Annotated in this window: 19 protein-coding genes; 10 read left to right on the forward strand and 9 right to left on the reverse strand. The window is 62.2% G+C overall.

Annotation, left to right across the window (positions count from 1 at the left end; translation table 11 throughout):
* Positions 1-25: 25 nt before the first annotated feature.
* On the reverse strand, positions 26-1,339 hold the full coding sequence (locus M0D66_RS33300) for a replication-associated recombination protein A (RefSeq protein WP_054035088.1): 1,314 nt from the start codon (positions 1,337-1,339) through the stop codon (positions 26-28).
* A 272-nt stretch (positions 1,340-1,611) separates the two neighbouring features.
* Between M0D66_RS33300 and cytX the strand changes: the two genes are divergently transcribed.
* Positions 1,612-2,928 carry a putative hydroxymethylpyrimidine transporter CytX gene (cytX, locus tag M0D66_RS33305; RefSeq protein WP_266212601.1) on the forward strand — a complete coding sequence of 439 codons (1,317 nt, stop codon included), beginning with the start codon at positions 1,612-1,614 and terminating at the stop codon, positions 2,926-2,928.
* An 81-nt stretch (positions 2,929-3,009) separates the two neighbouring features.
* On the opposite strand, the gene speB is transcribed toward cytX, so the two are convergent.
* Positions 3,010-3,999 carry an agmatinase gene (speB, locus tag M0D66_RS33310; protein WP_054035089.1) on the reverse strand — a complete coding sequence of 330 codons (990 nt, stop codon included), beginning with the start codon at positions 3,997-3,999 and terminating at the stop codon, positions 3,010-3,012.
* Positions 4,000-4,170: 171 nt separating this feature from the next.
* Here speB and M0D66_RS33315 point away from each other — a divergent pair, with 171 nt between their 5' ends.
* Positions 4,171-5,091, forward strand: coding sequence for a LysR family transcriptional regulator (locus M0D66_RS33315; protein WP_054035090.1), 921 nt, complete (start codon positions 4,171-4,173; stop codon positions 5,089-5,091).
* Positions 5,092-5,175: 84 nt separating this feature from the next.
* On the opposite strand, the gene lolA is transcribed toward M0D66_RS33315, so the two are convergent.
* Positions 5,176-5,913: an outer membrane lipoprotein chaperone LolA gene (gene lolA / locus M0D66_RS33320; protein ID WP_093643951.1), complete on the reverse strand. Its 738-nt coding sequence runs from the start codon at positions 5,911-5,913 to the stop codon at positions 5,176-5,178.
* Between the two features lie 216 nt (positions 5,914-6,129).
* Positions 6,130-8,445, reverse strand: coding sequence for a DNA translocase FtsK (locus M0D66_RS33325; protein ID WP_093643953.1), 2,316 nt, complete (start codon positions 8,443-8,445; stop codon positions 6,130-6,132).
* A gap of 335 nt (positions 8,446-8,780) precedes the next feature.
* On the opposite strand from M0D66_RS33325, the gene trxB reads away from it, so the two are divergent.
* The 3 genes from trxB (at position 8,781) to M0D66_RS33340 (ending at position 11,326) form a co-directional block, all read left to right on the forward strand.
* On the forward strand, positions 8,781-9,779 hold the full coding sequence (gene trxB, locus M0D66_RS33330; RefSeq protein WP_093643955.1) for a thioredoxin-disulfide reductase: 999 nt from the start codon (positions 8,781-8,783) through the stop codon (positions 9,777-9,779).
* Positions 9,780-9,933: 154 nt separating this feature from the next.
* The gene (locus tag M0D66_RS33335; RefSeq protein WP_266212602.1) at positions 9,934-10,692 is read left to right on the forward strand and encodes a Smr/MutS family protein; all 759 of its coding nucleotides are present in this window, start codon (positions 9,934-9,936) and stop codon (positions 10,690-10,692) included.
* 13 nt (positions 10,693-10,705) lie between these two features.
* A complete protein-coding gene (locus M0D66_RS33340; RefSeq protein ID WP_266212605.1) occupies positions 10,706-11,326 on the forward strand; it encodes a trimeric intracellular cation channel family protein in 621 nt (206 codons plus the stop codon).
* Between the two features lie 70 nt (positions 11,327-11,396).
* Here M0D66_RS33340 and fliD read toward each other — a convergent pair whose 3' ends face one another.
* On the reverse strand, positions 11,397-12,905 hold the full coding sequence (gene fliD / locus M0D66_RS33345) for a flagellar filament capping protein FliD (RefSeq protein ID WP_266212603.1): 1,509 nt from the start codon (positions 12,903-12,905) through the stop codon (positions 11,397-11,399).
* Between the two features lie 367 nt (positions 12,906-13,272).
* Between fliD and M0D66_RS33350 the strand changes: the two genes are divergently transcribed.
* Both M0D66_RS33350 and M0D66_RS33355 read left to right on the forward strand, forming a co-directional pair.
* Complete coding sequence (locus tag M0D66_RS33350) at positions 13,273-13,932, forward strand: glutathione S-transferase family protein (RefSeq protein WP_266212604.1); 660 nt, start codon at positions 13,273-13,275, stop codon at positions 13,930-13,932.
* Positions 13,933-14,043: 111 nt separating this feature from the next.
* Positions 14,044-14,961 (forward strand): LysR family transcriptional regulator, encoded by a 918-nt coding sequence (locus M0D66_RS33355; RefSeq protein ID WP_093643963.1) that lies wholly within the window; start codon positions 14,044-14,046, stop codon positions 14,959-14,961.
* 138 nt (positions 14,962-15,099) lie between these two features.
* Here M0D66_RS33355 and M0D66_RS33360 read toward each other — a convergent pair whose 3' ends face one another.
* From M0D66_RS33360 to M0D66_RS33375, 4 genes are all read right to left on the reverse strand, one after another.
* The gene (locus M0D66_RS33360; protein ID WP_093643965.1) at positions 15,100-16,215 is read right to left on the reverse strand and encodes an ABC transporter ATP-binding protein; all 1,116 of its coding nucleotides are present in this window, start codon (positions 16,213-16,215) and stop codon (positions 15,100-15,102) included.
* Positions 16,216-16,318: 103 nt separating this feature from the next.
* The gene (locus tag M0D66_RS33365; protein ID WP_093643967.1) at positions 16,319-17,176 is read right to left on the reverse strand and encodes a carbohydrate ABC transporter permease; all 858 of its coding nucleotides are present in this window, start codon (positions 17,174-17,176) and stop codon (positions 16,319-16,321) included.
* On the reverse strand, positions 17,166-18,104 hold the full coding sequence (locus tag M0D66_RS33370; RefSeq protein WP_093643969.1) for a carbohydrate ABC transporter permease: 939 nt from the start codon (positions 18,102-18,104) through the stop codon (positions 17,166-17,168). Before M0D66_RS33370 ends, M0D66_RS33365 begins: the two co-directional genes overlap by 11 nt.
* 198 nt (positions 18,105-18,302) lie before the next feature.
* The gene (locus M0D66_RS33375; protein WP_054035098.1) at positions 18,303-19,550 is read right to left on the reverse strand and encodes an ABC transporter substrate-binding protein; all 1,248 of its coding nucleotides are present in this window, start codon (positions 19,548-19,550) and stop codon (positions 18,303-18,305) included.
* 533 nt (positions 19,551-20,083) lie between these two features.
* Here M0D66_RS33375 and zwf point away from each other — a divergent pair.
* From zwf to M0D66_RS33390, 3 genes are all read left to right on the forward strand, one after another.
* Complete coding sequence (zwf, locus tag M0D66_RS33380) at positions 20,084-21,547, forward strand: glucose-6-phosphate dehydrogenase (protein ID WP_093643971.1); 1,464 nt, start codon at positions 20,084-20,086, stop codon at positions 21,545-21,547.
* Positions 21,548-21,743: 196 nt separating this feature from the next.
* The gene (gene pgl, locus M0D66_RS33385) at positions 21,744-22,451 is read left to right on the forward strand and encodes a 6-phosphogluconolactonase (RefSeq protein WP_200650736.1); all 708 of its coding nucleotides are present in this window, start codon (positions 21,744-21,746) and stop codon (positions 22,449-22,451) included.
* Positions 22,429-24,345, forward strand: a complete 1,917-nt coding sequence (locus M0D66_RS33390) for a bifunctional transcriptional regulator/glucokinase (RefSeq protein ID WP_093643975.1) — start codon at positions 22,429-22,431, stop codon at positions 24,343-24,345. The genes pgl and M0D66_RS33390 overlap by 23 nt, the downstream gene beginning before the upstream one ends.
* Positions 24,346-24,497: the final 152 nt, after the last annotated feature.

Here is a 24,497-nt window from a genome sequence, read left to right on the forward strand (position 1 = left end):
GCCGCAGAAGCCCAGGCGAAAAGGCTCAGCCCTTCTTCGGCTTGTTCTCGCTACGCCACTGCGCGTCGAGCTCGGCCAGACGCGCCATCTTGTCGCCGATCTTGCCTTCGAGACCGCGCGGCGTCGGCTCGTACCAATGCGGGTCGCGCATGTTGTCCGGCAGATAGGTCTCGCCGGCCGCGTAGGCATCGGGTTCGTCATGCGCGTAGCGGTATTCGTGACCGTAGCCGAGTTCCTTCATCAGCTTGGTCGGCGCGTTACGCAGATGCACCGGCACGCCGCGCGACTGGTCTTTGCTCACGAACCGCCGAGCCTCGTTGTACGCGTTGTAACCCGCGTTCGACTTCGGTGCGACCGCCAGATAGATGATCGCCTGCGCCAGCGCCAGTTCGCCTTCGGGCGTGCCGAGGCGCTCGTAGGTTTCGGAGGCGTCGAGCGCGATGCGGGCCGCACGCGGGTCGGCGAGGCCGATGTCTTCCCATGCCATCCGCACGATGCGTCGCGCGAGATAACGCGGGTCCGCGCCGCCGTCGAGCATGCGGCAGAACCAGTACAGCGCGCCGTCCGGGCTGCTGCCGCGCACCGATTTATGCAACGCGCTGATCTGGTCGTAAAATGCGTCGCCGCCTTTGTCGAAGCGGCGCAAATTCTCGGCGAGCGCGCTGCCGAGCAGAGCGCCGTCGATTTCGGTGCTCTTCTGCTGGGCCGCCGCGCGCGCGACGATTTCCAGGTTGTTCAGCAACTTGCGGCCGTCGCCATCGGCGGAACCGATCAGGGCGTCGCGGGCTTCGTCGGTGAACGTGAGGCCGCCGAGTTCTTTCTGCGCGCGGTCGAGCAGTTCGCGCTGTTCTTCGTCGGTCAGGCTTTTCAGCACGTAGACGGCGGCTCGCGAGAGCAACGCGCTATTCACCTCGAACGACGGATTCTCGGTCGTCGCGCCGACGAACACGAACAGCCCCGACTCGACGTGCGGCAAGAACGCGTCCTGCTGGCTCTTGTTGAAGCGATGCACTTCGTCGACGAACACGAGCGTCTGATGCCCGTTCGCGCGATGAATCTGTGCGGTCTCGACGGCTTCGCGGATATCCTTCACGCCCGAAAGCACCGCGGACAACGCGATGAACTCGGCATGAAACGCGTCGGCCATGAGCCGCGCGAGCGTGGTTTTGCCGACGCCGGGCGGGCCCCAGAGGATCATCGAATGGGCTTCACCGGATTCGAAAGCGACCCGCAACGGCTTGTTCGGGCCGAGCAGGTGCTTCTGGCCGATCACTTCGTCGATATTGCGGGGCCGCAGGCGTTCGGCGAGCGGAACATTGGCACGGGTTTCTTCAAACATGACGTTTTGGGGATAATCTCGGCTTTTCCGGACGCGGTCCGTGTGAAGGCGGCGTGCTGCCGGATGAACAAAGCCGGCACGCAAGAGTGCGGGCAACGTCCTGCATTATGACAGTGACGGCGCTCGGGCGATGACCACGCCGGTTAGCCAGTAATCTCGCCGACAGCCTGACAGGCTAACATCGCGCGCGGATTGGCCGGCAACACGGGCATCGCACGCGAACATACAAGCAGCACCGAACGCACAAGCAACACCAACAGGGACAAGATTAGATGGCACAAGATCCACTCGCCGGCGACGCCGGCTCCACCTACGCACCGCTCACGCCGGTGCCCGACGCGCGCCGCGCGTTCCGCACCGGCGACGCTTTCGCGCTCTGGTTCTCGCTCGGCATCGGCCTCCTGGTCGCGCAGGCGGGCGCACTGCTGGTGCCGGGGCTGTCGCTGCCGCATGCGTTGCTGGCGATCGTGATCGGCAGCGTGATCGGCGTCGTATTGCTGGCGCTGGCAGGCGTGATCGGCACGGATACGGGGCTCGCGGCGATGTCGTCGCTGCGGCCGACGCTTGGTGTGCGCGGCGCCTCGGTGCCTGCTGTGCTCAACGCGGTGCAACTGGTCGGCTGGGGCGCGTTCGAGGTGATCGTGATGCGCGATTCCGCCGATGCGCTCGCCAAGCAGGCCTTCGGTTTCTCGATGCCGCTGATCTGGACCGTGATCTTCGGTTTGCTCGCGACGCTGCTGGCCATCAGCGGCCCGTTGTCGTTCGTGCGCCGGTTTCTGCGCACGTGGGGCATCTGGCTGCTGCTGGCGGGCGCTGCGTGGCTCTCGTGGAATCTGCTCGCCAAGCACGATCTGGCCGAATTGATGCGCCGTCCGGGCACCGGCGAGATGTCGTTCGGTGGCGCAATCGATCTGGTGGTCGCGATGCCGCTCTCGTGGCTGCCGCTGATCGCCGACTACACGCGTTTCGGCCGACGCCCCGGCGAGACCTTCCGCGGCACGCTGCTCGGCTATGGCATCGCAAACATCTGGTTTTACGCGCTCGGCGCGATCTACGGTCTCGCGGCCGGCGGCGGCGATACGCTGCTGACCGGCGCGCTGGCTCAAGCAGGCGGCGGCCTCGCCCTGCTGCTGATCCTGATCGACGAAGTGGACAACGCGTTCGCCGACATCCACTCGGCAGCGGTCTCGACCGGCACGTTCTGGACGCGCGGCAGCGTGCCGTTGTTGTCGGCGGCGTTCGGTGCGCTGTGCACAGCGATCGCCTTGCTCGTGCCGATGGCGAAGTATCAGAACTTCCTGCTGTTGATCGGCTCGGTGTTCGCGCCGCTGTTCGGCGTGGTGCTGGTGGATCACTTCATCGTGCGCAAGCGTCGCATTGAAGCCGCCGTGCTCGGCGATGTGCGTGGCCGTTACGGCTTCTCAGGCGGCTGGCATCTGAGCGCGTTTATCTCGTGGGCAATCGGGATCGTGGCGTATCAGGCGATCAATCAATGGCTGCCGAATCTGGGCGCTACGCTGCCCGCGTTGGTGATCGGCGCGGTGTGTTATCTGGCGCTGGTATCGACTCGGAAGACTGCCTACGCTTGAGTCGTTGAAGCATCACTGCAATGAAGAAAAGGCCTGCATTTGCAGGCCTTTTCTCTTCATACACCATCAATCGTGGTCAGCTCACCGCTTCGACGCCCGATACTCGACACCCGGCAGCACGCACAGCAATTCAAACGCGAGATTCGCACCAAGCAACGCGGTCGTCCCGAACGGATCGTACGGCGGCGCGACCTCAACCAGATCGCAGCCGACGATGTTCAGGCCATGCGAGCCACGAATGATTTCCAGCGCTTGCGGCACCGTCAAACCAGCGATTTCCGGCGTGCCCGTACCCGGCGCAAACGCCGGATCGATACCGTCGATATCGAACGTGATGTACACCGGACCGTCGCCCATGCGTTCCCGCACACGTGCCATCAGCGGCGCCAGCGACTGGTTCCAGCACGCCTCTGCCTGCACGACTTCGAAGCCCTGATCGCGGCACCAGTCGAAGTCTTCAGCCGCGTAACCCGTGCCACGCAGACCGATCTGCACGACGCGGTCGCAATCCAGCAAGCCCTCTTCCACCGCGCGGCGGAACGGCGTGCCGTGTGCGATCTTCTCGCCCATCATCGTGTCGTTGACGTCAGCATGCGCGTCCACGTGAATCAGACCAACCTTGCCGTGCTTGCGATGAATCGCGCGCAGGATCGGCAGCGCGATCGTGTGATCGCCGCCCAATGTGATCGGCTTGCAGTTGTGCTGGAGGATTTCGTCGTAGGCGGTTTCGATGCGTTTGATCGAATCGTGCAGGTTGTATGGATTGATCGCGACATCGCCGAGATCGGCCACGCGCAGCGAATCGAACGGCGCGGCGCGTGTCGCCATGTTGTACGGGCGCAGCAGCACCGATTCGCTGCGGATCTGGCGCGGCCCGAAACGCGCGCCGGTGCGGTTCGAGGTGCCGAGATCGAACGGCACGCCGACGAAGCAGGCGTCGAACCCTTCGGCCGAGCCGACGTTCGGCAGCCGCATCATCGTCGCAATGCCGCCGCAGCGGGGCATTGCGTTGCCGGACAGCGGCTGCGGCCGTTCACCGGCGTCGGGGGAAATGAAAGAGGAAGTATTCATCGTGTCTCGGCAATGAAAAGAGGGGCAGTAAGCAAATACGTGCAACCGGCCGAGGGATCAATAGAAAAAGCGCACCTTGCCGGGCGAATCTCGATTCTTGAGCAGTTTCCCGCAAGTTAAAATACGAACAGAATAAACTTCACATTGATTCGTAGCGATGTATCCTGCCGTATGTTCTCCCAACTCACCGATCTCGACCTGCGGCTGATCCGCGTCTTCCTCGCCATCGTCGACGCCGGCGGCGTCTCGCCGGCCCAGGCCACGCTGAACGTCGGCCAGTCGACCATCAGCACGCAACTCGCCACACTGGAAACGCGCCTCGGCTACCGGCTGTGCGAGCGCGGCCGCGGCGGCTTCAGCCTGACCGCGCGCGGCGAGCAATTTATCGACGCAGCCCGCGCCCTACTGTCCGCCGTCGATACTTTCGGCATGCAGGCGCGCAATGTCGGCCGCAAACTGGTCGGCACACTCGATATTGGCATGATCGGCCACACACCGGTATCGGCGAGCGCGCGCATCAGCGACGCAATCGGCCGGTTTCGTGCCCGCGATCAGTCAGTGCGGTTTTCTATTCTGGTGCGCTCGCCGGGCGAACTCGAAGAACTGCTGCTAAACGGCCGGATTCAGATCGGCATCGGCTATTTCTGGCATCGCGTGCCGTCGCTCGAGTACACCGAGGTGTTCGCCGAAGATCAGTTCGCGTATTGCGCAAAGGGGCATCCGCTGTTCGCTTCTGCCGGCGAAGTGCCGCCCGTCGAAGCCGCGGCGCACGAATGGGCGTGGCGCAGTTATCCGCTGCCCGAAGCCGAAAGTTCGACGACGCCGCAAAATGTCACCGCCCTCGCGGACAACATGGAAGCGGTCGCGATGCTGGTGTTGTCGGGGCATCATCTCGGCTATTTGCCGGGGCATTTCGCGGCGCCGTTCGTGAAGCAGGGCTTGTTGGCCGCGTTGAATCCCGCACAGATGAAGTACCGCGTGGCGTTCCATATGGTCACGCGGGCGCGGCAGCATCGAACGGATATCGTTGAAGCGTTTATCGACGATATGAAGGCCGCGCACCCGGTGCAGGTGCTGGAAGTGGATGAGTAGCGGTTCGGCGTTGCACGCGCCGCCAAGAAAAAAGCCGCGCAAACGATGCGCGGCTTTTTCATTGCATAGGCAAACTGCGGCAGCTTAACCGTTGATCACATCCGCGCCCTTCGGCACCGTGAACTTGAACGCATCGGCTGGCAGCGGCGGGTTCTTCTGAATGTTCGAGAACGTCAGCAACGTCACGTTGCCGAACACGTCGTGCAGTTCCATCGCCTCAAGATTGCCGTCCTTGAAGCCGATGCCAACGCGCTGAAACTGCGTGTCTTTCGCCTTGGGCGTCAGTTCGAGCCAGTCGATGCCGGCCTTCACGCCTGCATCATGCAGCGTGAAGTTCTTGTCCAGATCGTTGCTGCCGAACAGGATCGCCGCCGGGCTCGCACCGAGTGCGCCGCCAAGACTGCGCACCGTCACCTGGTTCAGATCCTTGTCGTACACGTAGAGCTTGTCGCCGTCGGCTTGCAGCAGTTGTGCATAAGGCTTCTCGTATTGCCAGATGAACTTGCCGGGGCGCGCGAACGTGAACGTGCCGCTCGACGTGCCGGTCTTGCCAGTGGTGGACAACACACCGCTCGCGCCGCTTGCACCCTGCGCCTTACTCGGCGCGCGCACTTCCTGCTGCACGAAGGTACCGCGCGCGGAATGCACTTGCGCGACGAAGGCCTTCAGTTGCTCGGTGCCGCTCGCGAATGCCTGCGACGCGACGAGCATCGACGCGCCAATTGCCACACTGCCGACGCCGCGTGCGATCTTGCGAGCGAGTTGGCCAACACGGTTGGGTTGAGCACTCTGTCGAGCGTGCTGCTGCGCGAATAGCTGCATGGTGTTTTCTCCCTTGATTGAATTTGTTGGGCGGTCACGCCGGCGGGTGTTGAGGACAGCGGCCGAGTGACCGTGGCGGCTAGCTTGAACCGCGCAGCCGGGGGACGAGCCCTCAGCCTTGGGGCACAGCTTAAGCAAGAAGCCTTAAGCGGGGCTTATACGGCATTTGTGCGCTGCGCTTTGCGGCTGGTTCGGTGGACCAGCCGCGTAGATCGCCTATTCCGCTTCCCGCGCCGGCGCAAGAATCTCTCGATTGCCGTTCGACGACATTGCCGACACCACGCCCGAGTTCTCCATCTGCTCGAGCAGGCGCGCCGCGCGGTTATAGCCGATGCGCAAATGCCGCTGCACCAGCGAGATCGACGCACGGCGGTTCTTCAGCACCACGTCGACCGCCTGGTCGTATAGCGGGTCGGCCTCGCCGTCGCTCGAGCCCGATCCACCGGCGCCTGCGGAGCCTTCGTCGCCCTCGCCCGTCACGCCGCCTTCGAGAATGCCCTCGATATAGTTCGGCTCGCCCTGCTCCTTGAGCTTGTCGACGACGCGATGCACTTCTTCGTCCGACACGAACGCGCCGTGTACCCGCACCGGCAAACCGCTGCCCGGCGGCAGGTACAGCATGTCGCCCATACCGAGCAGCGATTCCGCGCCCTGCTGGTCGAGAATCGTGCGCGAGTCGATCTTCGACGACACCTGGAAGGCCATGCGTGTCGGCACGTTGGCCTTGATCAGGCCGGTAATCACGTCGACCGACGGACGCTGCGTGGCCAGAATCAGATGGATGCCGGCCGCGCGCGCCTTCTGCGCGATCCGCGCGATCAGCTCTTCGACCTTCTTGCCGACCACCATCATCAGGTCGGCCAGTTCGTCGATCACGACGACGATGTTCGGCAGGCGCGACAGCGGTTCCGGATCGTCCGGCGTCAGGCTGAACGGGTTCGGCAGCTTCTCGTCGCGCTTGGCGGCTTCGTCGATCTTGTTGTTGTAGCCGGCGAGGTTACGCACGCCGAGCTTGCTCATCAGCTTGTAGCGGCGCTCCATTTCGGCCACCGCCCAATTGAGCGCGTGACCCGCCTGGCGCATATCCGTGACCACCGGACACAGCAGATGCGGAATGCCTTCGTAGACGCTCATTTCGAGCATCTTCGGATCGATCAGGATCATACGGACCTGGTCGGCGCTCGCCTTGTAGAGCAACGAGAGGATCATCGCGTTGATACCCACCGACTTGCCCGAACCGGTCGTACCGGCCACCAGCAAGTGCGGCATTTTCGCGAGGTCGGCGCACACCGGCTTGCCGCCGATATCCTTGCCCAGACCCATGGTGAGCGGCGAAGCCGCGTCCGCATAAACCGCCGAGCCGAGAATCTCCGAGAGACTCACGGTCTGACGGCGCTGGTTCGGTAATTCCAGCGCCATGAAATTCTTACCCGGAATCGTTTCGACCACGCGAATCGACACCAGCGACAGCGAACGCGCCAGATCCTTCGCCAGACCCACAATCTGGCTGCCCTTCACGCCGGTAGCCGGCTCGATTTCATAACGCGTGACAACGGGGCCCGGATAGGCGGCGACCACGCTCACTTCGACGCCGAAGTCCTTGAGCTTTTTCTCGATCAGGCGCGAGGTGAATTCGAGCGTATCGGCGGAAATGGTTTCCTGCGCGGCAGGCGCTGCGTCGAGCAGCGAGATCGGCGGCAAGGTGGAGTCGCCCGGCAGGTCCGTGAACAGCGGCACTTGCCGCTCTTTCTCGACGCGCTCCGATTTGGCGGGCGTGACGATGGGCGGCACGATCATGACCGGCTCATGTTCCTCGATCCGCACGCGGCCCTTTTCGACCTTGCCTTCGCGCTTCACGGCGGCGGCTTCGCCCAATTTACGGTCGCGGCCCGCCTCACGGCGCAGCTTGGCGAACGTAACTGCCGAAATGATCGACTCGCCGACCTTTTCCGACACCGACAGCCACGAAAAACGGAAATACAGCGACAACCCGATGCCAAGCACGATAAGTAGGGCCAGCGTGCCGCCCGTAAAGCCGAGCGCATGCGATATGCCGCGCGCGACCGCCTCGCCGATCACGCCGCCCGGCGCCCGCGGCAACTGCACTTTCAGCGACCACATGCGCAACGCTTCGATACCGTCGCAGGCAAGCAACACCAGCATGAACGCGAACGCGTCCGCGAGCCAGCCGGCATCGCGCGGTGCATCTTCCTGCAGTTCCTCGTGACGGGTGATACGGCGGTAATTGGCGGAGATATGGCGGCCGAGCAGCACGATCCACCAGTAGGCGGACAGCCCGAAAAGCAGCAGCAGGATGTCGGACGTCCACGCACCGACGCGGCCCGCCCAGTTGGCGATATGGTCGACCTGCGCGGCGTGCGTCCAGCTCGGATCGTGCCGGCTGTAGCTGACGAGCGCCATGAGCAGGAACACGCCGAGCGCGACCTGCAAGATCCAGCGGATTTCGGTGAAAAGGCGCGACATGCGGTGCGGCAATGCCTGCGCGCTCGCGGAATAGGGAGCTTTTGCCATTGATCCTGTTGCTTGTGTGGCCGATTGCCGCTGGAGTCGCGGCCCGAAGCGGCGCTTAAGGCGGCTCCAGACCCGGTCCCGGCTGCCGGATCCATCGATGCGGCCTATTGTAAACGCAGTGCCTCACGCGAGGCTGTAAATGACGGTAACTTAGCCGATCGACTACACGAAAGGCCGCCGAAGCCCGCGGCAACGCTATCACCACGATCGGAAAGCTTCATGGAGCAGGCCGGCGTGCCGCCCTTTATAATGCCGCTCTGATACCCATCTATAGTTTCAGCTCAAGTCGCGCGGCCTCGCATGGGCGAGCCGGGCGCCGTAAAAGGATTTCGATCATGCCCGCTACTTCCACGAAACACGCCAAAGTTCTGATTCTCGGTTCCGGTCCCGCCGGCTACACGGCAGCGGTCTACGCGGCACGCGCCAACCTGTCGCCGGTGCTCGTCACGGGCCTCGCCCAGGGCGGCCAGCTGATGACTACGACCGACGTCGAAAACTGGCCGGCCGATGCGAACGGCGTGCAAGGCCCGGAACTGATGGGGCGCTTCCTGGAACACGCCGAGCGCTTCAACACCGAAATCATCTTCGACCACATCCATACGGCCAAGCTGGATGAGAAGCCGATCCGCCTGATCGGCGACTCGGGTGAGTACACCTGCGACTCGCTGATCATCTCGACCGGCGCATCGGCGCAGTATCTCGGCCTGCCGTCTGAAGAATTGTTCATGGGCAAGGGCGTATCGGCTTGCGCCACATGCGACGGTTTCTTCTACAAGCAACAACATGTGGCCGTGATCGGCGGCGGCAATACCGCAGTCGAGGAAGCCCTCTATCTTTCCGGCATCGCCAAGAAGGTGACGGTGATCCATCGCCGCGACAAGTTCCGCGCCGAACCGATCCTGATCGACCGCTTGCTGGCGAAGGAAAAGGAAGGCCTGGTCGAGATCAAGTGGAACAGCACGCTCGACGAAGTGACGGGCGACCAGTCCGGCGTGACCGGCCTGCGTATCAAGAACACGCAAACCGGCGACACCACGGATATCGCGCTGCAAGGCATCTTCGTCGCGATCGGCCACAAGCCGAACACGGACATTTTCGCAGGCCAGCTGGAGATGAAGAACGGCTACATCATCACCAAGGGCGGTCTGAACGGTTTCGCAACGGCGACCAGCGTGCCGGGCGTGTTCGCAGCGGGCGACGTGCAGGACCACGTCTATCGTCAGGCGATCACCAGCGCGGGCACGGGCTGTATGGCCGCGCTCGACGCGCAGCGTTATCTGGAAACGCTCGACGAGATCGGCGAGCACGTGATGAGCGCGGAAGCCGACCGCTGATCTGAGAAACACCAGGTGCAACGGTAAAATGGCGGCTGGGCGTGGCCCGGCCGCCTGCTTGATAGAAGGCCGCGGCTGAGAAGCCAGCGGCCTTTTTTGCGTCCTGTTCGCGTCGGATTCGCGCGATCGATCTACTTTTCTGTGTATTACCGATATGCCGAAGAATCAGCCCCACCCCAGCGAACCGAAGCGCGCCCGCGCTGTTGCCAAGCCCGCGCCGGAGGTATCCGCACCCGCAGTCACACCGAAGATTGAGCCGGCCGCGGGCCTGGCCGGCCTCGGCGCGTTGCGCGATGCATTAAAGGGCGACACACAACGTCGTGAACGCGAACGTGCGGCCGCCGCAGCGGCGCAACGCGAAGCGTCAGCGGATGCCGATCTGTTTCGCCGCGAGATCGGCGCGGTTGCACCGCTGGCGGTCCCGCCGCGCGCCAGCTTGCCGCGCAATCCTCCGCCGCCGTTGCCGGTGCAAACCAAACTCGACGAAGAAGCCGTGCTGCACGAAGCGATCTCCGACGAATTCGATCCCGAGGTCCTGCTCGAAACCGACGAAACGCTCTCCTATTGCCGTCCCGGCGTGAGCCAAGAAGTCGTCCGCAAACTGAGGCGTGGCGATTGGATCGTGCAGGCACAAATCGATCTGCACGGCATGCGTCGCGAGGAAGCGCGCGAGGCGCTGGCCGAGTTCATTCGTGAGTCGGTGAAGCGTGGCCTGCGATGTTTGCGCGTGATCCACGGCAAGGGCCTCGGGTCGATTGGTAAAGAACCCGTATTGAAGGGCAAAGTGCGCGCGTGGCTCGTACAGAAGTCCGAGGTGATCGCGTTCTGCCAGGCGCGTCCGCATGACGGCGGCGCGGGTGCGGTGGTCGTGCTGTTGCAGCCGGGCGCATTGCCGGCTTCCCCCAAGTCCTGACGGAGTCCCGGTGATCCATCCGAGGCTGACGCTGGCGCTGACCATCATGGAAGCGCTGGCTATTTTCGCGTACGCGATTTCCGGTTTTATCGAAGCGAGGACCCGCCGGCTCGACGCCGTGGGCACTTTCCTCGTGGCCGTCGCGACGGCCTTCGGCGGCGGCACCTTGCGCGACGTGCTGCTGGAGCGGCGGCCCTTTTACTGGGTCGAGCATCAAGCCTATCTGATCGCGATCTTCGTGATGTCGTTGTTCGCGCCAACGCTCCTGAAGATGACGTCGCGGCTGCTTTCCGAGCGGGTTCTGCTGGTGGCCGATGCGATCGGGCTGGGCTTGTTCAGCATTTCAGGCACGTCGATCGCGCACGACGCGCAGATGCCGTGGTTCACGTCGGTGATGATGGGCGTATTGGCCGGCGTATTCGGCGGCGTGATTCGCGACGTGCTGTGCAACGAAGTGCCGCTGATTTTGCGTGATTCCCGGCCGTACGCGACATGCGCTTTTGTGGGGTGCTGGCTGTACGTGCTGCTGGACTATATGAACTTCGATACGGTTTATAGCGTGTTGATCGCCACCGCCTTCATCCTGCTCGCGAGGCTGGCGACGTTCAGGTTCAACGTCCGGCTACCTCACTAAGTTTGCTTCATCAAACTGCTCTGATAAAAAGCACGCCGCCCGGAATCAGGCGGCGCGCTCCAAAGCAGCCTTACTTGTTGGTCGCCAACGCCCCCGCACTCTTCGAGCCGCCAAACAGCGCCGTCAGGTACTGCGAGTTGTTGTTCATCGTCGCCATCAGCGTGTTGAGCGCGGTGAACTGACTCTGGTACTGCTTCGTCAACTGCGCGCTGTAATTGGCGAGCGTGGTCTGCTGCGTGGTGATGCTCTTCAGGTCGGCATTCAACGCCGTGCTGCGGGTGTCGATGATGCCGCCCGTCTTCACGAAGTCGCTAATGCTCTTGTTCAATTTAGCGCCGATGCCGTTGGTCGAGTTGAACAACGCGGCGACTTGCGCCGGGCTGCTGGTGAGCGACGTACTCAGCTTCTTGCTGTCGATGACCAGCGTGCCGTCCGCCGGATCGCCCTTCAGCGTAATGCCAATCGAAGCGAGCCCCACCGCTGACGACCCCGCGCCGACGCCCCCGCCGACGATCGACGCCAACGTATTCTTGATCGTCGTCAGCGTCGAATCGCCAAGCAACGCGCCGCCGGTTTTCGAGGACTTGTCAAACGAGGACAGCGAGTTGATGGTCGTGACGACGGTGTTGTAAAGATTGGCGAAGTTGGTGATGGCGGTGTTCTGCGCGGTGGTATCCGGTGCGATTGTCAGTGTCTGCGTGGTGCCGACGGCGGCGCTCGACAGATTCAGCGTAACGCCGGAAATCGCTGCCGTCACCGCGTTCGTGGAGCTGCTCGCCTCAATCCCGCCGATGGTGAACTTCGCGTCCTGAGCAGCCTCGCTTTGTTGCCAGGCCTTGCTGGTATCCGAGGACACGATCGTGGACGCCGCGCCGTTCGCACCCGGCGTGGAGGTTACGCCGAGGCTCGACAGGCCGGTGTCGTTCTGAACGTCGCTGGTGGACACGTTGATGGTGTTGGCCGCGCCGGTGGTGGTCGAGCGCAGCACCAGGTGGGCGCCACCCGTGCCCGTCACGATGGTGGCCGTGACGCCCGGATTGTTGCCCGCCTTATTGATCGCATTGGCGATGCCGCTCAGCGTGTTGTTGGTGCTGTCGATCGTGACATCCATCGACTTGCCGCCAACTGCGATGGTCAACTTGCCGCTGCCCAATTTGGCGGTGGAATCGAACGCCGCCGACGAGAGACTCTGCGATGCAGCGATCTGCTTGACATCGATCGAGTAGCTGCCGGCGACTGCGCCAGGACCCGCCTTGGGATCCATGCCCTTGCCGCTCGCGGTGGCCCCGAAGGTCGACAGGGTGGTTCCGTCCGAGAGATTCTTGATCGCTGCCTGCAAGGCGTTCAACGCGGAGCTCAGGGCGCCGTACGCGGATAAGGTCGTGGTATCGCTCGTCTGTTTGGCCTTCAGCGCCGCCGTCTGGCCGGCCGTCTTCGCATTCACGAGGGCCGAGACCAGGGTCGCCACGTCCATCGTCGCGTTGCCGGTGGAGCCGCTGATAATCGATTGCGCCGCTTGCTGCACCTGGTTCTGCGCATTAGCAGTCGCGCTATTCACAGACGTGGTGATCGTTGACATGCAAAGGCTCCGTGCGTCGAGTTATTCGTTATTTATTGCGTGACGCCCCGGTGGTCTTTCTGATTACGGCGGCAAACCGGCTACGTCGCGGTCACGTCGATTTCTTACAATTTTTTCAAATGTTACACGATCTTTCTTGAAAGTTTGTGACGTTTTGTCGTAACAAATCGCGGCGCATAAGCTTTTTCGAGCGTCCGGTCTTTGGCGGATGCGGATGGACATTCGACTTCCGCTAAAATTTTCCGGGTCGTCGTGAGGTTGTCGCGAGGTTGTCGATTCCCACCGCTCTCGTTCGTCGTCAGGTAAACGGCCCCTCCGGCCGTCATCGCGCCACAGCGCGCCTCGCAACCCGCAATAGGTGACCCCGATGACCCTGAAGCTCTATGCCCACCCCTTCTCCTCCTACTGCCAGAAGGTGCTGACCGCGCTTTACGAAAACGGCACGCCGTTCGAACTGCGCCTCCTCGCGTACGACGACCCGCAGGTCATGGCGGAGTTCGCCGCGCTGTGGCCGATCAAGCGCTTTCCCGTGCTGGTCGACGGCAGCCGGACCGTGATGGAGGCGAGCATCATCATCGAGTATCTCGGCCTGTATCACCCGGGGCCGGTGCCGCTTTTGCCGGCCGATGCCCGCGCCGCGCTGGAAGTGCGCAGCATGGATCGCTTCTTCGACAACTACATCTCCACGCCGCAACAAAAGATCGTCTACGACAGCATGCGCGCCGAGGGGGAGCATGACCCGCGCGCCGTGGCGGAGGCCCGCAGCATGCTGGACACGGCCTACGGCTGGCTCGACAAAGTGATGGCCGGGCGCGAATGGGCGGCCGGCGATACCTTCAGCCTCGCCGATTGCGGCGCCGCGCCGTTCCTGTTCTACGCCGACTGGACGCATCGCATCGGCCCGGCTTTTGAGCACGTGCTGGCCTACCGGAAGCGGCTGCTGGCCCGGCCATCGTTCGCTCGCGCGGTCGACGAAGCCCGCCAGTATCGCCCGCTGTTCCCGCTTGGCGCGCCTGATCGGGATTGATCGTACGGACCCCGCACGGGCCAACTTAACCACGAGAGCGCGCCAACACTATTTCCAAGCGATACACTTCACTTCGAAACCCACTTCCGCCCATCACTCATAAGGCAAAACATGGACCGTTTCGAAGCGATGGAGATATTTACGCGTGTGGTCGAGGCGAACAGCTTCACCAAAGTATCCGAGTCGCTCGACCTGCCCCGCGCCAAAGTCAGCCGGACCATTCAGGCTCTGGAAGAACACGTCGGCGTGCGGCTTCTGAACCGTTCAACGCGGCAGGTCAGCGTCACCGAAGACGGCGCGCTGTTCTACGACCGGTGCGTGCGCATCCTCGCCGAAGTCGCCGATGCCGAATCGTCGCTGTCGAACAAGCGCGAACATCCGAGCGGCACGATTCGCGTCGATACGTCCGGCACGCTCGCCCGTGCGCTGCTGCTGCCCGCGCTCGACGACTTCTACCGGCAATACCCCGAGATCGACGTGCGGCTTGGGCTGGCGGATCGCAACATCGATCTGATTCAGGACGGGGTGGATTGCGTGATTCGCATGGGCACGCCGGAAGAGTCGAGTCTCGTCGCGCGGCGCATCGGCGAGGCGCGGATCGTGACCTGCGCGTCGCCCGCCTATCTGGAGCAATACGGCACGCCGACCACGCTCGAGGAGCTCAGCGAGCATCGCGCGGTCAACTACGTTTCCGCGCGCAGCGGCAAGACCTTTCCGTTCGAGTACGAGGTGGACGGCGAGATCGTCAAGGTCACGCTGAAAAGCGTGCTTGCGGTGAATGACGGCAGCGTCTACATCAGCGCGAGCGCCCTCGGCCACGGCATCATCCAGCCGTCGCGCTTCATGGTCGCGGATCTGATTGCGCAAGGCGCGCTCAAGGAAATTCTTACGAACTACACGAGTCCCAGCACGCCGCTTTCGATCCTCTACGCACATCGCCGCAATCTGAGTTCACGGCTGCGCGCCTTCACCGAGTGGGTCACCGAGCTCGCTCGGAACAATCCGGATTTGCGCATCAAGGACGCCTGACGTCGCGTCGCAGGGGCGACATGTTGCGGACCCGCTGCAAGCCGATGCAAACAGCACCCGGCACATGAAGAAAAGCCCCATGCGTCTTGCAACGCATGGGGCTTTTTTCAACTCGGATAGCTCAGCGAATAATTCGCCTCAGGCAATCCGCTCTTCATTAGTCGGATCGAACAACACCGCCTTCGACGCATCGAACAACAATGTCGTAGTCGACAAAGGCTGCGGATTCGAAGCCGGGTGCACGCGGCTCACAATGCGCTTGCCGTTCACCTGCGCAAACACCAGCGTATCCGGACCGGTCGGCTCGATCACATCGACCTTCACGTCGATCGCCTGCAGGTTCGCGTGGTCGCCATGCGCACCGCGTGCGTCGGTGATCCGCTCAGGGCGCAAGCCGAGAATCACTTCGCGCCCAACGTGCGACTTCACCTTCGCCGAATCGAACGGCAGATTCAACACATTGCGCGCCGTGCCCGTATCCAGTTCGATGCCCACGCCCGAACCCTGCTCCACCAGCTTGCCCTGGATGAAGTTCATCGGCGGCGCGCCGATAAAGCCGGCCACGAACAGATTCGCCGGCGAGTCGTAGATTTCCTGCGGTGCGCCGAACTGCTGGACGATGCCGTCTTTCATGACCGCGATGCGATCGCCGAGCGTCATGGCTTCGATCTGATCGTGCGTCACGTAGACGATCGTCGTGCCGAGGCGTTGATGCAGCAGCTTGATTTCCGAGCGCATTTCGATGCGCAGCTTGGCGTCGAGGTTCGACAGCGGTTCGTCGAACAGGAACATCACCGGATCGCGCGCGAGCGCACGGCCCATGGCCACGCGCTGACGCTGGCCACCGGAGAGCTGCCCCGGCTTGCGGTCCAGCAAGTGCGTGATCTGCAGCGTGTTCGACACGCGGTCGACGATCTGCGCCTGCTCCTGCTTCGGCACCTTGCGAATGCCCAGGCCGAACGAGATGTTCTCGCGCACCGTCATGGACGGATACAGCGCGTATGACTGGAACACCATCGCGATGTCGCGATCTTTTGGCGAGAGGTTGTTCACCGTCTTGCCGTCGATCTGGATCTCGCCCTTGGTCACGGTTTCGAGGCCGGCGATCATGTTGAGCAGCGTCGATTTCCCGCAGCCCGAGCCGCCAACGAGAATCAGGAACTGGCCGTCTTCGATGTCGATGTTGACACCCTTCAGAACCGGTACCCCGTTCGGGTAAGTCTTGTACACGTCACGGATGGAAAGGCTTGCCATGCTGTGAATCCTCTTGTCTCTGGTACAGCTTGAAAACTCTGGTCGGATGACGGCGACGCACTATCGAAGAAGCGCCGCCGCGATGCGTATGGTTAGCCCGGGCTTAACCCTTGACTGCGCCCGCCGTCAGACCGCGCACGAAATAGCGGCCGGCGACGATGTAGACGAGCAGCGTCGGCAACGCGGCGATGATCGCGCCGGCCATGTCCACGTTGTATTCCTTCACGCCGGTCGAGGTATTCACGAGGTTGTTCAGCGCCACCGTGATCGGCATCGAATCGACACCGGAGAACACAATCCCGAACAGGAAGTCATTCCAGATCTGCGTGAATTGCCAGATCAGGCACACCATGAAAATCGGCAGCGACACCGGCATCAGAATCTTCGTGAAGATCGTGAAGAAACCTGCACCGTCGATCCGCGCGGCCTTCACGAGTTCAGCCGGAATGCTCACGTAGAAGTTGCGGAAGAACATCGTGGTGAAGGCGATACCGTAGATCACGTGCACCACCACCAGACCGGTGATCGAATTCGACAGGCCGAGCAGGCCTTCGAAACGCGCCATCGGCAGCAGGATCGCCTGGAACGGAATGAAGCAGCCGACCAGGATCATCGTGAAGATCGGATCCGCGCCGCGGAAGCGCCAGTGCGTGAGCACATAACCGTTGAACGCGCCGATGATCGACGAGATCAGCACGGCCGGAATGACCATGCGCACGGAGTTCATGAAGAACGGCTGCATGCCGTCGCAGCGCACACCCGTACACGCACCGCTCCATGCCTTGATCCAGGGGTCGATGGTCCAGTGCGTCGGCGGCGTGAGCAGGTTGCCGGTGCGCAGCTGGTCGACATCCTTGAACGACGTGGACAGCATCACGTACAGCGGAAACAGGAAATACAGGGCGAACAGAATCAAGGCCGCATAAATGACGGCACGGCTGATCGTCATCTTAGGCTGCATTGCGGGTGCTCCTCGATTCCAGATACATCAGCGGCACGAGCACGGCCACAACGGTGGCGAGCATCATCATCGACGATGCCGCGCCGACGCCCAGCTGCCCGCGATTGAACGAAAACGTGTACATGAAAATAGCCGGCAGCGATGAAGACGTACCCGGACCGCCCGCGGTCAACGCGACAACCAGGTCGAAGGTCTTGATCGTGATGTGGCAGAGAATCAGCAGCACGGAGAAGAACACCGGGCGCATGCTCGGAATCACGATCTTGCGATAGATGGTGGGCAAGCCCGCGCCGTCCATCTGCGCAGCCTTGAAGATTTCCCCGTCGACACCGCGCAGGCCCGCGAGGAACAGCGCCATCACGAAGCCGGTGGATTGCCACACGGCCGCGATCACGACGCAGAAAATCGCCTTATCAGGGTCGCCGAGCCAGCTAAACGAGAAGCTTGTCCAGCCCCAGTCGTGGAACACCTTTTCGAGGCCGACGCTCGGCGTCATGATCCATTGCCACGCCGTACCCGTCACGATGAACGAAAGCGCCATCGGGTACAAGAACACGGCGCGCAGCGCGCCTTCATTGCGGATCTGCTGATCGAGCAGGATCGCGAGAAACAGGCCGAGGCCGATACAGATACCGATAAACGGAATGCCGAACCAGCCGAGGTTGGCAGCCGACGTCCAGAACACATCGTTATCGAACAGTTCGCGATAACGGTCGAGACCGACAAATTCATAACGAGGCATCAGCCGCGAATTCGACAGCGACAGATAGCCGGTAATAGCGATGAAACCATATACGAAGATCAGGCTGATCACGACGCTGGGTGCGAGCACCAGCTTCGGAATCCAGCGATCGGCAAGGGCCGCCATCGGCGACGTGCGGCGGGTTACGGTGGACGTTTTCCCGTTTCCGCTGATAGAAGCAGTCACTACTCGACTCCTGCTGAAACTGTACCGCCGGGGCGCTCGCTCACGAACGACGCGAGACCGGAACGGCATAGGTGTGACTCGATGAAACCAGGGGTGAAGTGTCTCGCCCTAAGTAACGCAACGGCTGCAAGCATTCCGAAGAACGCGCCCGGCGCCCCCGAAGGGAACGACCAGGCGCACTACTTCGCTTGACGCTACTTACTTGGTCTTCGCAGCCTTCGCGAGCGCGGCAACCGCGGTCTTCGAATCCTGCTGCGAGTTCATGAACTTCGTGACCACGTCCGAGATCGCGCCGGCTGCTGCATCCGGTTGCGCCATGCCGTGTGCCAGCGAAGGCACATAGCCGCCCGACTTGATCGCCACTTGTTCATCCGCGTACGACTTCTTCGCGCAGTCGTCGAACTTGGCCATCGACACGCCCAGACGAACCGGGATCGAACCCTTGTTCAGGCTGAACTGTTCCTGGAATTCCGGCGACATGATCGTCTTGGCCAATGCCAATTGACCCGGCGTTGCAGTCTTCTCGCCCTTCTGCTGGAAAAACACGAACGAGTCGACGTTGAACGTGTACGACTTTTCCGTGCCCGGAACCGCAGCGCAGACGTAGTCCGAACCCGCCTTCTTGTTGGCGTTGGCGAACTCGCCCTTCGCCCAGTCGCCCATGAACTGCATGCCGGCCTTGCCGTTGATGACCATCGCCGTTGCCAGGTTCCAGTCACGGCCCGTGCGGCCCGCGTCGAAGTAACCCTGGATCTTGCGGACCGTGTCGAACACGCCGACCATCTGATCCGACGTCAGCGTCTTCTCGTCGAGATCAACCAGCGCCTTCTTGTAGAAGCCCGCGCCTTGCGACAGCACGACGTCTTCCCACAGCGTCAGGTCTTGCCACGGCTGACCGCCCATCGCGATCGGCTGGATGCCCGCGGCCTTCATCTTGTCGGCCACCGCGAAGAACTCAGGCCACGTGGTCGGCACCTTGCCGCCTGCCTTGTCCAGCGCTGCCTTGTTGATGTACAGCCAGTTCACGCGGTGCACCGAGAACGGTGCTGCCACATAGTGACCGTCCGCGTGCATGATCTTGTCGATTTCCGGCGGCAGGTTCTTCTTCCAGTCGGCTGCGGCCGAGTCGATCGGCACCAGCACGCCTTGCGAAGCCCAGTCCTGGATCAGCGGACCCTTGATCTGCGCAGCGCTCGGCGCGTTGCCCGAGATCACCTGCGTCTTCAGTGCCGTCATGGCAGCCGCACCCGCGCCGCCAGCAACCGCGAAGTCCTTCCACGTGTAACCCTGCTTCGTCATGTCATCCTTGAGGACGCCGACGGCTTTCGATTCGCCGCCCGAAGTCCACCAGTGCAACACTTCGATCGACTCGGCAGCTTGCACAGCCGAGACGCCACACATCAGACCTGCGGCGCACAAAGCGCCCATGATCGCGCGAAATTTCATTGCTTATCTCCTCCAGACACCTGAACAAAAAACAAATGGCCCCTGATGTCGCCAGGGTGCTGTGGTTGGTTCAAACAGGCAAAACACTGGGCGATCGAGCACGGTCGGGCGCATGCGTTAAGGCATGTGCCGGCGGACCGATATCCGGCCGCTGGAAGCTCAAGAGATGAGTGGTTCGGGATGCAACTGACTGTCTCCTCTTTTGATTTTTGCCTGCCCGCGTCGCGCGCGGCAGACTCGAGGTGCCTTGCACGTTAACCCTGACGCCAGATCAGCTTTCCGGCCTTCCGTAAGGACCGCCGGGGGCATGCTGGCACGTGCTCTCACGCAATGTCCGTTAACATGCAGGGGACGCCTGCCGATTCGGGAAAACGCGCATCTAGCCTCACAGCGCACGCTTTTTTCATCGAATTAGCGCTACCTCTTGATTTGGATTGTAGTTAAACTACAATTCAGTGTCAAAAAATATTTTATCGGACTACGGTCGCCCTTTTTCGGTCCCCACGGCGGCCCCAGGATATCGACGGAGACACATGCAAACCGATTCAAGCTTCACCTTCGTTCTCTTCGGCGGAACCGGCGACCTGTCGATGCGCAAGATCCTGCCGGCACTGTATGAAGCGCACCGTGCAGGCGGCATGCTGGCCGACAGTGGCAAGATCGTCGCGGTGGCGCGGCATATAGCGGATCGTGCGGCCTACATTGACTGGGTCAATGAGCACGTCAAACCGCACGTGTCGAAGAACGGTGTGGATGAAACAGCATGGGCGAGCTTCCTCGACCGTATCGAGTTCGTGAAGATCGATCTCGGCAACCCCGAAGACTTCACGCTGCTGCGCGACGCCTTGAGCGGCCGGCCCGGCATTCGGGTGTTCTATCTGGCCACAGGCCCGTCGCTGTTCGTGCCGATCTGCCGCGCGCTGGCGTCGGTGGGGCTCAACGAAAATTCGCGCATCGTGCTGGAAAAGCCGCTCGGCTACGACCTCAAGTCGTCCAACGCAATTAATGATGCAGTCGGTGAAATCTTCGCTGAAGAACAGATCTACCGGATCGACCACTACCTCGGTAAGGAGCCGGTGCAGAACCTGCTCGCGCTGCGCTTCGGCAATGTGCTGTTCGAACCGCTGTGGCGGCGCGAATGGGTGGAAAGCATTCAGATCACGATTGCGGAAGAACTCGGCGTGGAAGCGCGCGGTGACTTCTACGACAACACCGGCGCCTTGCGCGACATGGTGCAGAACCATTTGCTGCAACTGCTTTCCATCGTCGCGATGGAACCGCCGCATTCAATGGATTCGGACTCGGTCCGTGACGAAAAGCTGCGCGTGCTGCGCGCGTTGAAGCCGATCGATCCGCGTGATATCGGCAAGGTCGCCGTGCGCGGCCAGTATCATGCGGGCGTGATCCGCGGCAGCGCGGTGCCGGCGTATGCAACCGAGCCCGGCGTGAAGCAGGACAGCAACACCGAAACCTTCGTTGCGGTGAAGGTGGAAATCGAAAACTGGCGCTGGGCCGGTGTGCCGTTCTTCCTGCGCACGGGCAAGCGTCTCGCAGATCGCGTCGCTGAGATCGTGGTGAATTTTCGTGCGGTGCCGCATTCGGCACTGGGCGCGTCCGCGTTGCGCGGCGGTGCGAACCGTCTCGTGATCCGTTTGCAGCCGAACGAAACCATTCGCCTCTACTGTCTCGCGAAGCAGCCAGGCGAAGGCATGAACCTCGCCAGCGTCCACCTCGACCTCGCGTTCGACCGCTTCTTCCGCGAAGGGCAAATGGAGGCGTATCAACGTCTGCTGCTCGACGTCATCAACGGCCGCCTCGCGCTGTTTGTGCGGCGCGACGAGCAGGAAGCGGCATGGCGTTGGGTCGAACCGATCCTCAACGAATGGGCCACTGCCAACAAGCCGCCCAAGCCGTATGCAGCAGGTACGTGGGGGCCGGCAGCGGCGAGCGCGATGTTGGCGCAGCACGGCACCTGCTGGCTCGAAGAAGAGAATTGAATCAACTGAATTACGGCGTCGTACCATGCGCGATCCCGATCGAAGCACGGCACGGCGCCGGCGAGACCCACCGACGAACTGAACGGAATGGCGCCGGTATCACGAAGGCGCCTGCAAGTCATCCCACTTGCAGGCATCGCGTGAGAGCAGGACGGCACATTCCGCAGATCTAACAAGAAAGCAGCACGGAGGAGAAGTGATCGAGCTTCACGCTTTCGACGATCAACGCGCCCAATCCGACGCGTTGGCGAAAGCGGTTGGCGACGCGTTACATGCGTCGCTCGCCGCACAGACGGCTACGTCAACCAACAACGCGCGCCCGGCCATGCTTGCAGTGTCCGGCGGCAGCAGCCCGCGTCCGTTCCTGCAGACGTTGTCCACGCAATCCTTCGACTGGGCGCGCATTGCCGTGACGCTGGTCGACGACCGCTGGGTGCCGGAAACGGACAGCGCGAGCAATTCGCAACTCGTGCACGACACGCTGTTGCAGAACGCCGCGAAAAATGCCGCTTTCTGGCCGCTGGTCGACGCCACACAAGACCTGAACGCGCACGTTGCCGCGCTGAACGCCGACCCGCGCTTTAGCGCCGTGCCGGACGTCGCGATTCTCGGCATGGGCGAAGACGGCCACACCGCGTCGATTTTCGCGGATGCGCCCGAATGGGACTACGCGATCACCACTCCCGAGCGCTTCGTTGCCGTGCATCCCGGCAGCGCGCCGCATGCGCGTGTGAGCTGGTCGCTCTCCGCTCTGAAAGAAGTGAAGCATCTGTTTTTGCTGATCGCAGGACCGCGCAAGATGGACGTGCTGAATGCCGCCACCGCTGCGCTACAAAAAAATGCCATCTCGCAGTTGGCAAACGACAAGGGAGTGAGACTCGATGTCTACTGGTGTGCAAACTAAGGCTGTTCCGGGCGCGGGCCAGCACGCCGATGGACCGAGGCTGCTCGCCGACATCGGCGGCACCAATGCGCGTTTCGCGCTCGAATACAGCCCGGGCGAAATCGGCTCGGTGCAGGTCTATCCGTGCGCGGACTATCCGGGCGTTGCCGAAGTCATCAAGAAGTATCTGAAGGACACCAAGATCGGCCGCGTGAATCACGCGGCGATTGCGATTGCGAACCCGGTCGACGGCGATCAGGTCAGCATGACCAATCACGACTGGAGCTTTTCGATCGAAGCCACGCGCCGTGCGCTCGGCTTCGACACGTTGCTGGTGGTGAACGACTTTACCGCGCTGGCCATGGCGCTGCCCGGCCTCACCGACGCGCAGCGCGTGCAGGTGGGTGGCGGCGCGCGCCGTCCGAACAGCGTGATCGGCCTGCTCGGCCCGGGCACCGGCATGGGCGTGTCCGGCCTGATTCCCGCCGACGACCGCTGGATCGCGCTCGGCAGCGAAGGCGGCCACGCCACCTTCGCGCCGGCCGACGAACGCGAAGACATCGTGCTGCAGTACGCACGCAAAAAGTGGTCACACGTCTCGTTCGAACGTGTGGCGGCGGGTCCCGGCCTCGAAGTGATCTACCGCGCGCTCGCCGGTCGCGACAAGAAACGCGTGGCGGCGAACGTCGACACGATCGAGATCGTCAAGCGCGCGATGGAAGGCGAGCCGCTCGCGGCCGAATCCGTCGACGTGTTCTGCGGCATTCTTGGCACCTTCGCCGGCAATATCGCGGTGACGCTCGGCGCATTGGGCGGCATCTACATTGGCGGCGGCGTCGTGCCGAGGCTTGGCGAGTTCTTCGCGCGTTCGTCGTTCCGCAAACGGTTCGAGGCGAAAGGCCGCTTCGAGGCGTATTTGCAGAACGTGCCGACCTACGTGATTACCGCTGAATACCCGGCGTTTCTGGGTGTGTCGGCGATTCTCGCGGAGCAGTTGTCGAACCGCGCGGGCGGCAGTTCATCGGCCGTGTTCGAGCGGATTCGCCAGATGCGCGACGCGTTGACGCCGGCCGAGCGCCGTGTGGCCGATCTCGCGTTGAATCATCCGCGTTCGATCATCAACGATCCGATCGTGGATATCGCGCGCAAGGCCGACGTGAGCCAGCCGACGGTGATCCGCTTTTGCCGCTCGCTTGGCTGTCAGGGCTTGTCGGATTTCAAGCTGAAGCTGGCGACGGGTTTGACCGGCACGATTCCGGTGAGTCATAGCCAGGTGCATCTGGGCGATACCGCGACGGACTTTGGTGCGAAGGTGCTGGACAACACCGTGTCGGCGATTTTGCAGCTGCGCGAGCATTTGAATTTCGACCAGGTCGAGCGGGCGATCGATTTGTTGAACGGCGCGCGGCGGATTGAGTTTTATGGGCTCGGCAATTCGAACATCGTCGCGCAGGACGCGCATTACAAGTTCTTCCGGTTTGGTATTCCGACGATTGCCTACGGCGATCTGTATATGCAGGCGGCGTCTGCTGCGTTGCTGGGCAAGGGCGATGTGATTGTCGCCGTGTCCAAGTCGGGACGTGCGCCTGAGTTGCTACGCGTGCTGGATGTCGCCATGCAGGCGGGGGCGAAGGTGATTGCCATTACGTCGAGCAATACGGCGCTGGCCAAGCGGGCTACTGTCGCTTTGGAGACCGATCACATTGAGATTCGCGAGTCGCAGTTGTCGATGATTTCGCGGATTCTGCATCTCGTCATGATTGATATTCTTGCCGTTGGGGTGGCGATTCGGCGCGCTGTGCCTAGCGCGGATGTGGCTGAGACTGTCGCTAAGGCGCGACAGGGGGCGGATGATGATGCTACTGCTGTGCTTGATTGGTTAAGTCATGGGGCGGCTTCTTCGCCGCGGGATTAGGGGTTGATTTGCGCCTTCGCTGCGGGGTTGTTTGCTTGCGGCGTTGGCGTTTAGTTTGGGGTTTTTGCCTGCGCGGCGCTTGTTGTCTGTGTTCTTAGGGCTTTGGCCTTTCCTTGTTTTGTTAGTGGTCTATTAGCGTTGCCCCTGTGCGG

Origin of the sequence: Paraburkholderia sp. SECH2 (assembly GCF_030464795.1) — a bacterium.
In the GTDB taxonomy this organism is placed as follows: Bacteria; Pseudomonadota; Gammaproteobacteria; order Burkholderiales; family Burkholderiaceae; genus Paraburkholderia; species Paraburkholderia aspalathi.

Coding starts and splice junctions, on each gene's coding strand:
- M0D66_RS33300 (WP_054035088.1), bottom strand. CDS start 1,339: ATGTTTGAAGAAACCCGTGCCAATGTTCCGCTCGCCGAACGCCTGCGG.
- cytX (WP_266212601.1), top strand. CDS start 1,612: ATGGCACAAGATCCACTCGCCGGCGACGCCGGCTCCACCTACGCACCG.
- speB (WP_054035089.1), bottom strand. CDS start 3,999: ATGAATACTTCCTCTTTCATTTCCCCCGACGCCGGTGAACGGCCGCAG.
- M0D66_RS33315 (WP_054035090.1), top strand. CDS start 4,171: ATGTTCTCCCAACTCACCGATCTCGACCTGCGGCTGATCCGCGTCTTC.
- lolA (WP_093643951.1), bottom strand. CDS start 5,913: ATGCAGCTATTCGCGCAGCAGCACGCTCGACAGAGTGCTCAACCCAAC.
- M0D66_RS33325 (WP_093643953.1), bottom strand. CDS start 8,445: ATGGCAAAAGCTCCCTATTCCGCGAGCGCGCAGGCATTGCCGCACCGC.
- trxB (WP_093643955.1), top strand. CDS start 8,781: ATGCCCGCTACTTCCACGAAACACGCCAAAGTTCTGATTCTCGGTTCC.
- M0D66_RS33335 (WP_266212602.1), top strand. CDS start 9,934: ATGCCGAAGAATCAGCCCCACCCCAGCGAACCGAAGCGCGCCCGCGCT.
- fliD (WP_266212603.1), bottom strand. CDS start 12,905: ATGTCAACGATCACCACGTCTGTGAATAGCGCGACTGCTAATGCGCAG.
- M0D66_RS33350 (WP_266212604.1), top strand. CDS start 13,273: ATGACCCTGAAGCTCTATGCCCACCCCTTCTCCTCCTACTGCCAGAAG.
- M0D66_RS33355 (WP_093643963.1), top strand. CDS start 14,044: ATGGACCGTTTCGAAGCGATGGAGATATTTACGCGTGTGGTCGAGGCG.
- M0D66_RS33360 (WP_093643965.1), bottom strand. CDS start 16,215: ATGGCAAGCCTTTCCATCCGTGACGTGTACAAGACTTACCCGAACGGG.
- M0D66_RS33365 (WP_093643967.1), bottom strand. CDS start 17,176: ATGCAGCCTAAGATGACGATCAGCCGTGCCGTCATTTATGCGGCCTTG.
- M0D66_RS33375 (WP_054035098.1), bottom strand. CDS start 19,550: ATGAAATTTCGCGCGATCATGGGCGCTTTGTGCGCCGCAGGTCTGATG.
- zwf (WP_093643971.1), top strand. CDS start 20,084: ATGCAAACCGATTCAAGCTTCACCTTCGTTCTCTTCGGCGGAACCGGC.
- M0D66_RS33390 (WP_093643975.1), top strand. CDS start 22,429: ATGTCTACTGGTGTGCAAACTAAGGCTGTTCCGGGCGCGGGCCAGCAC.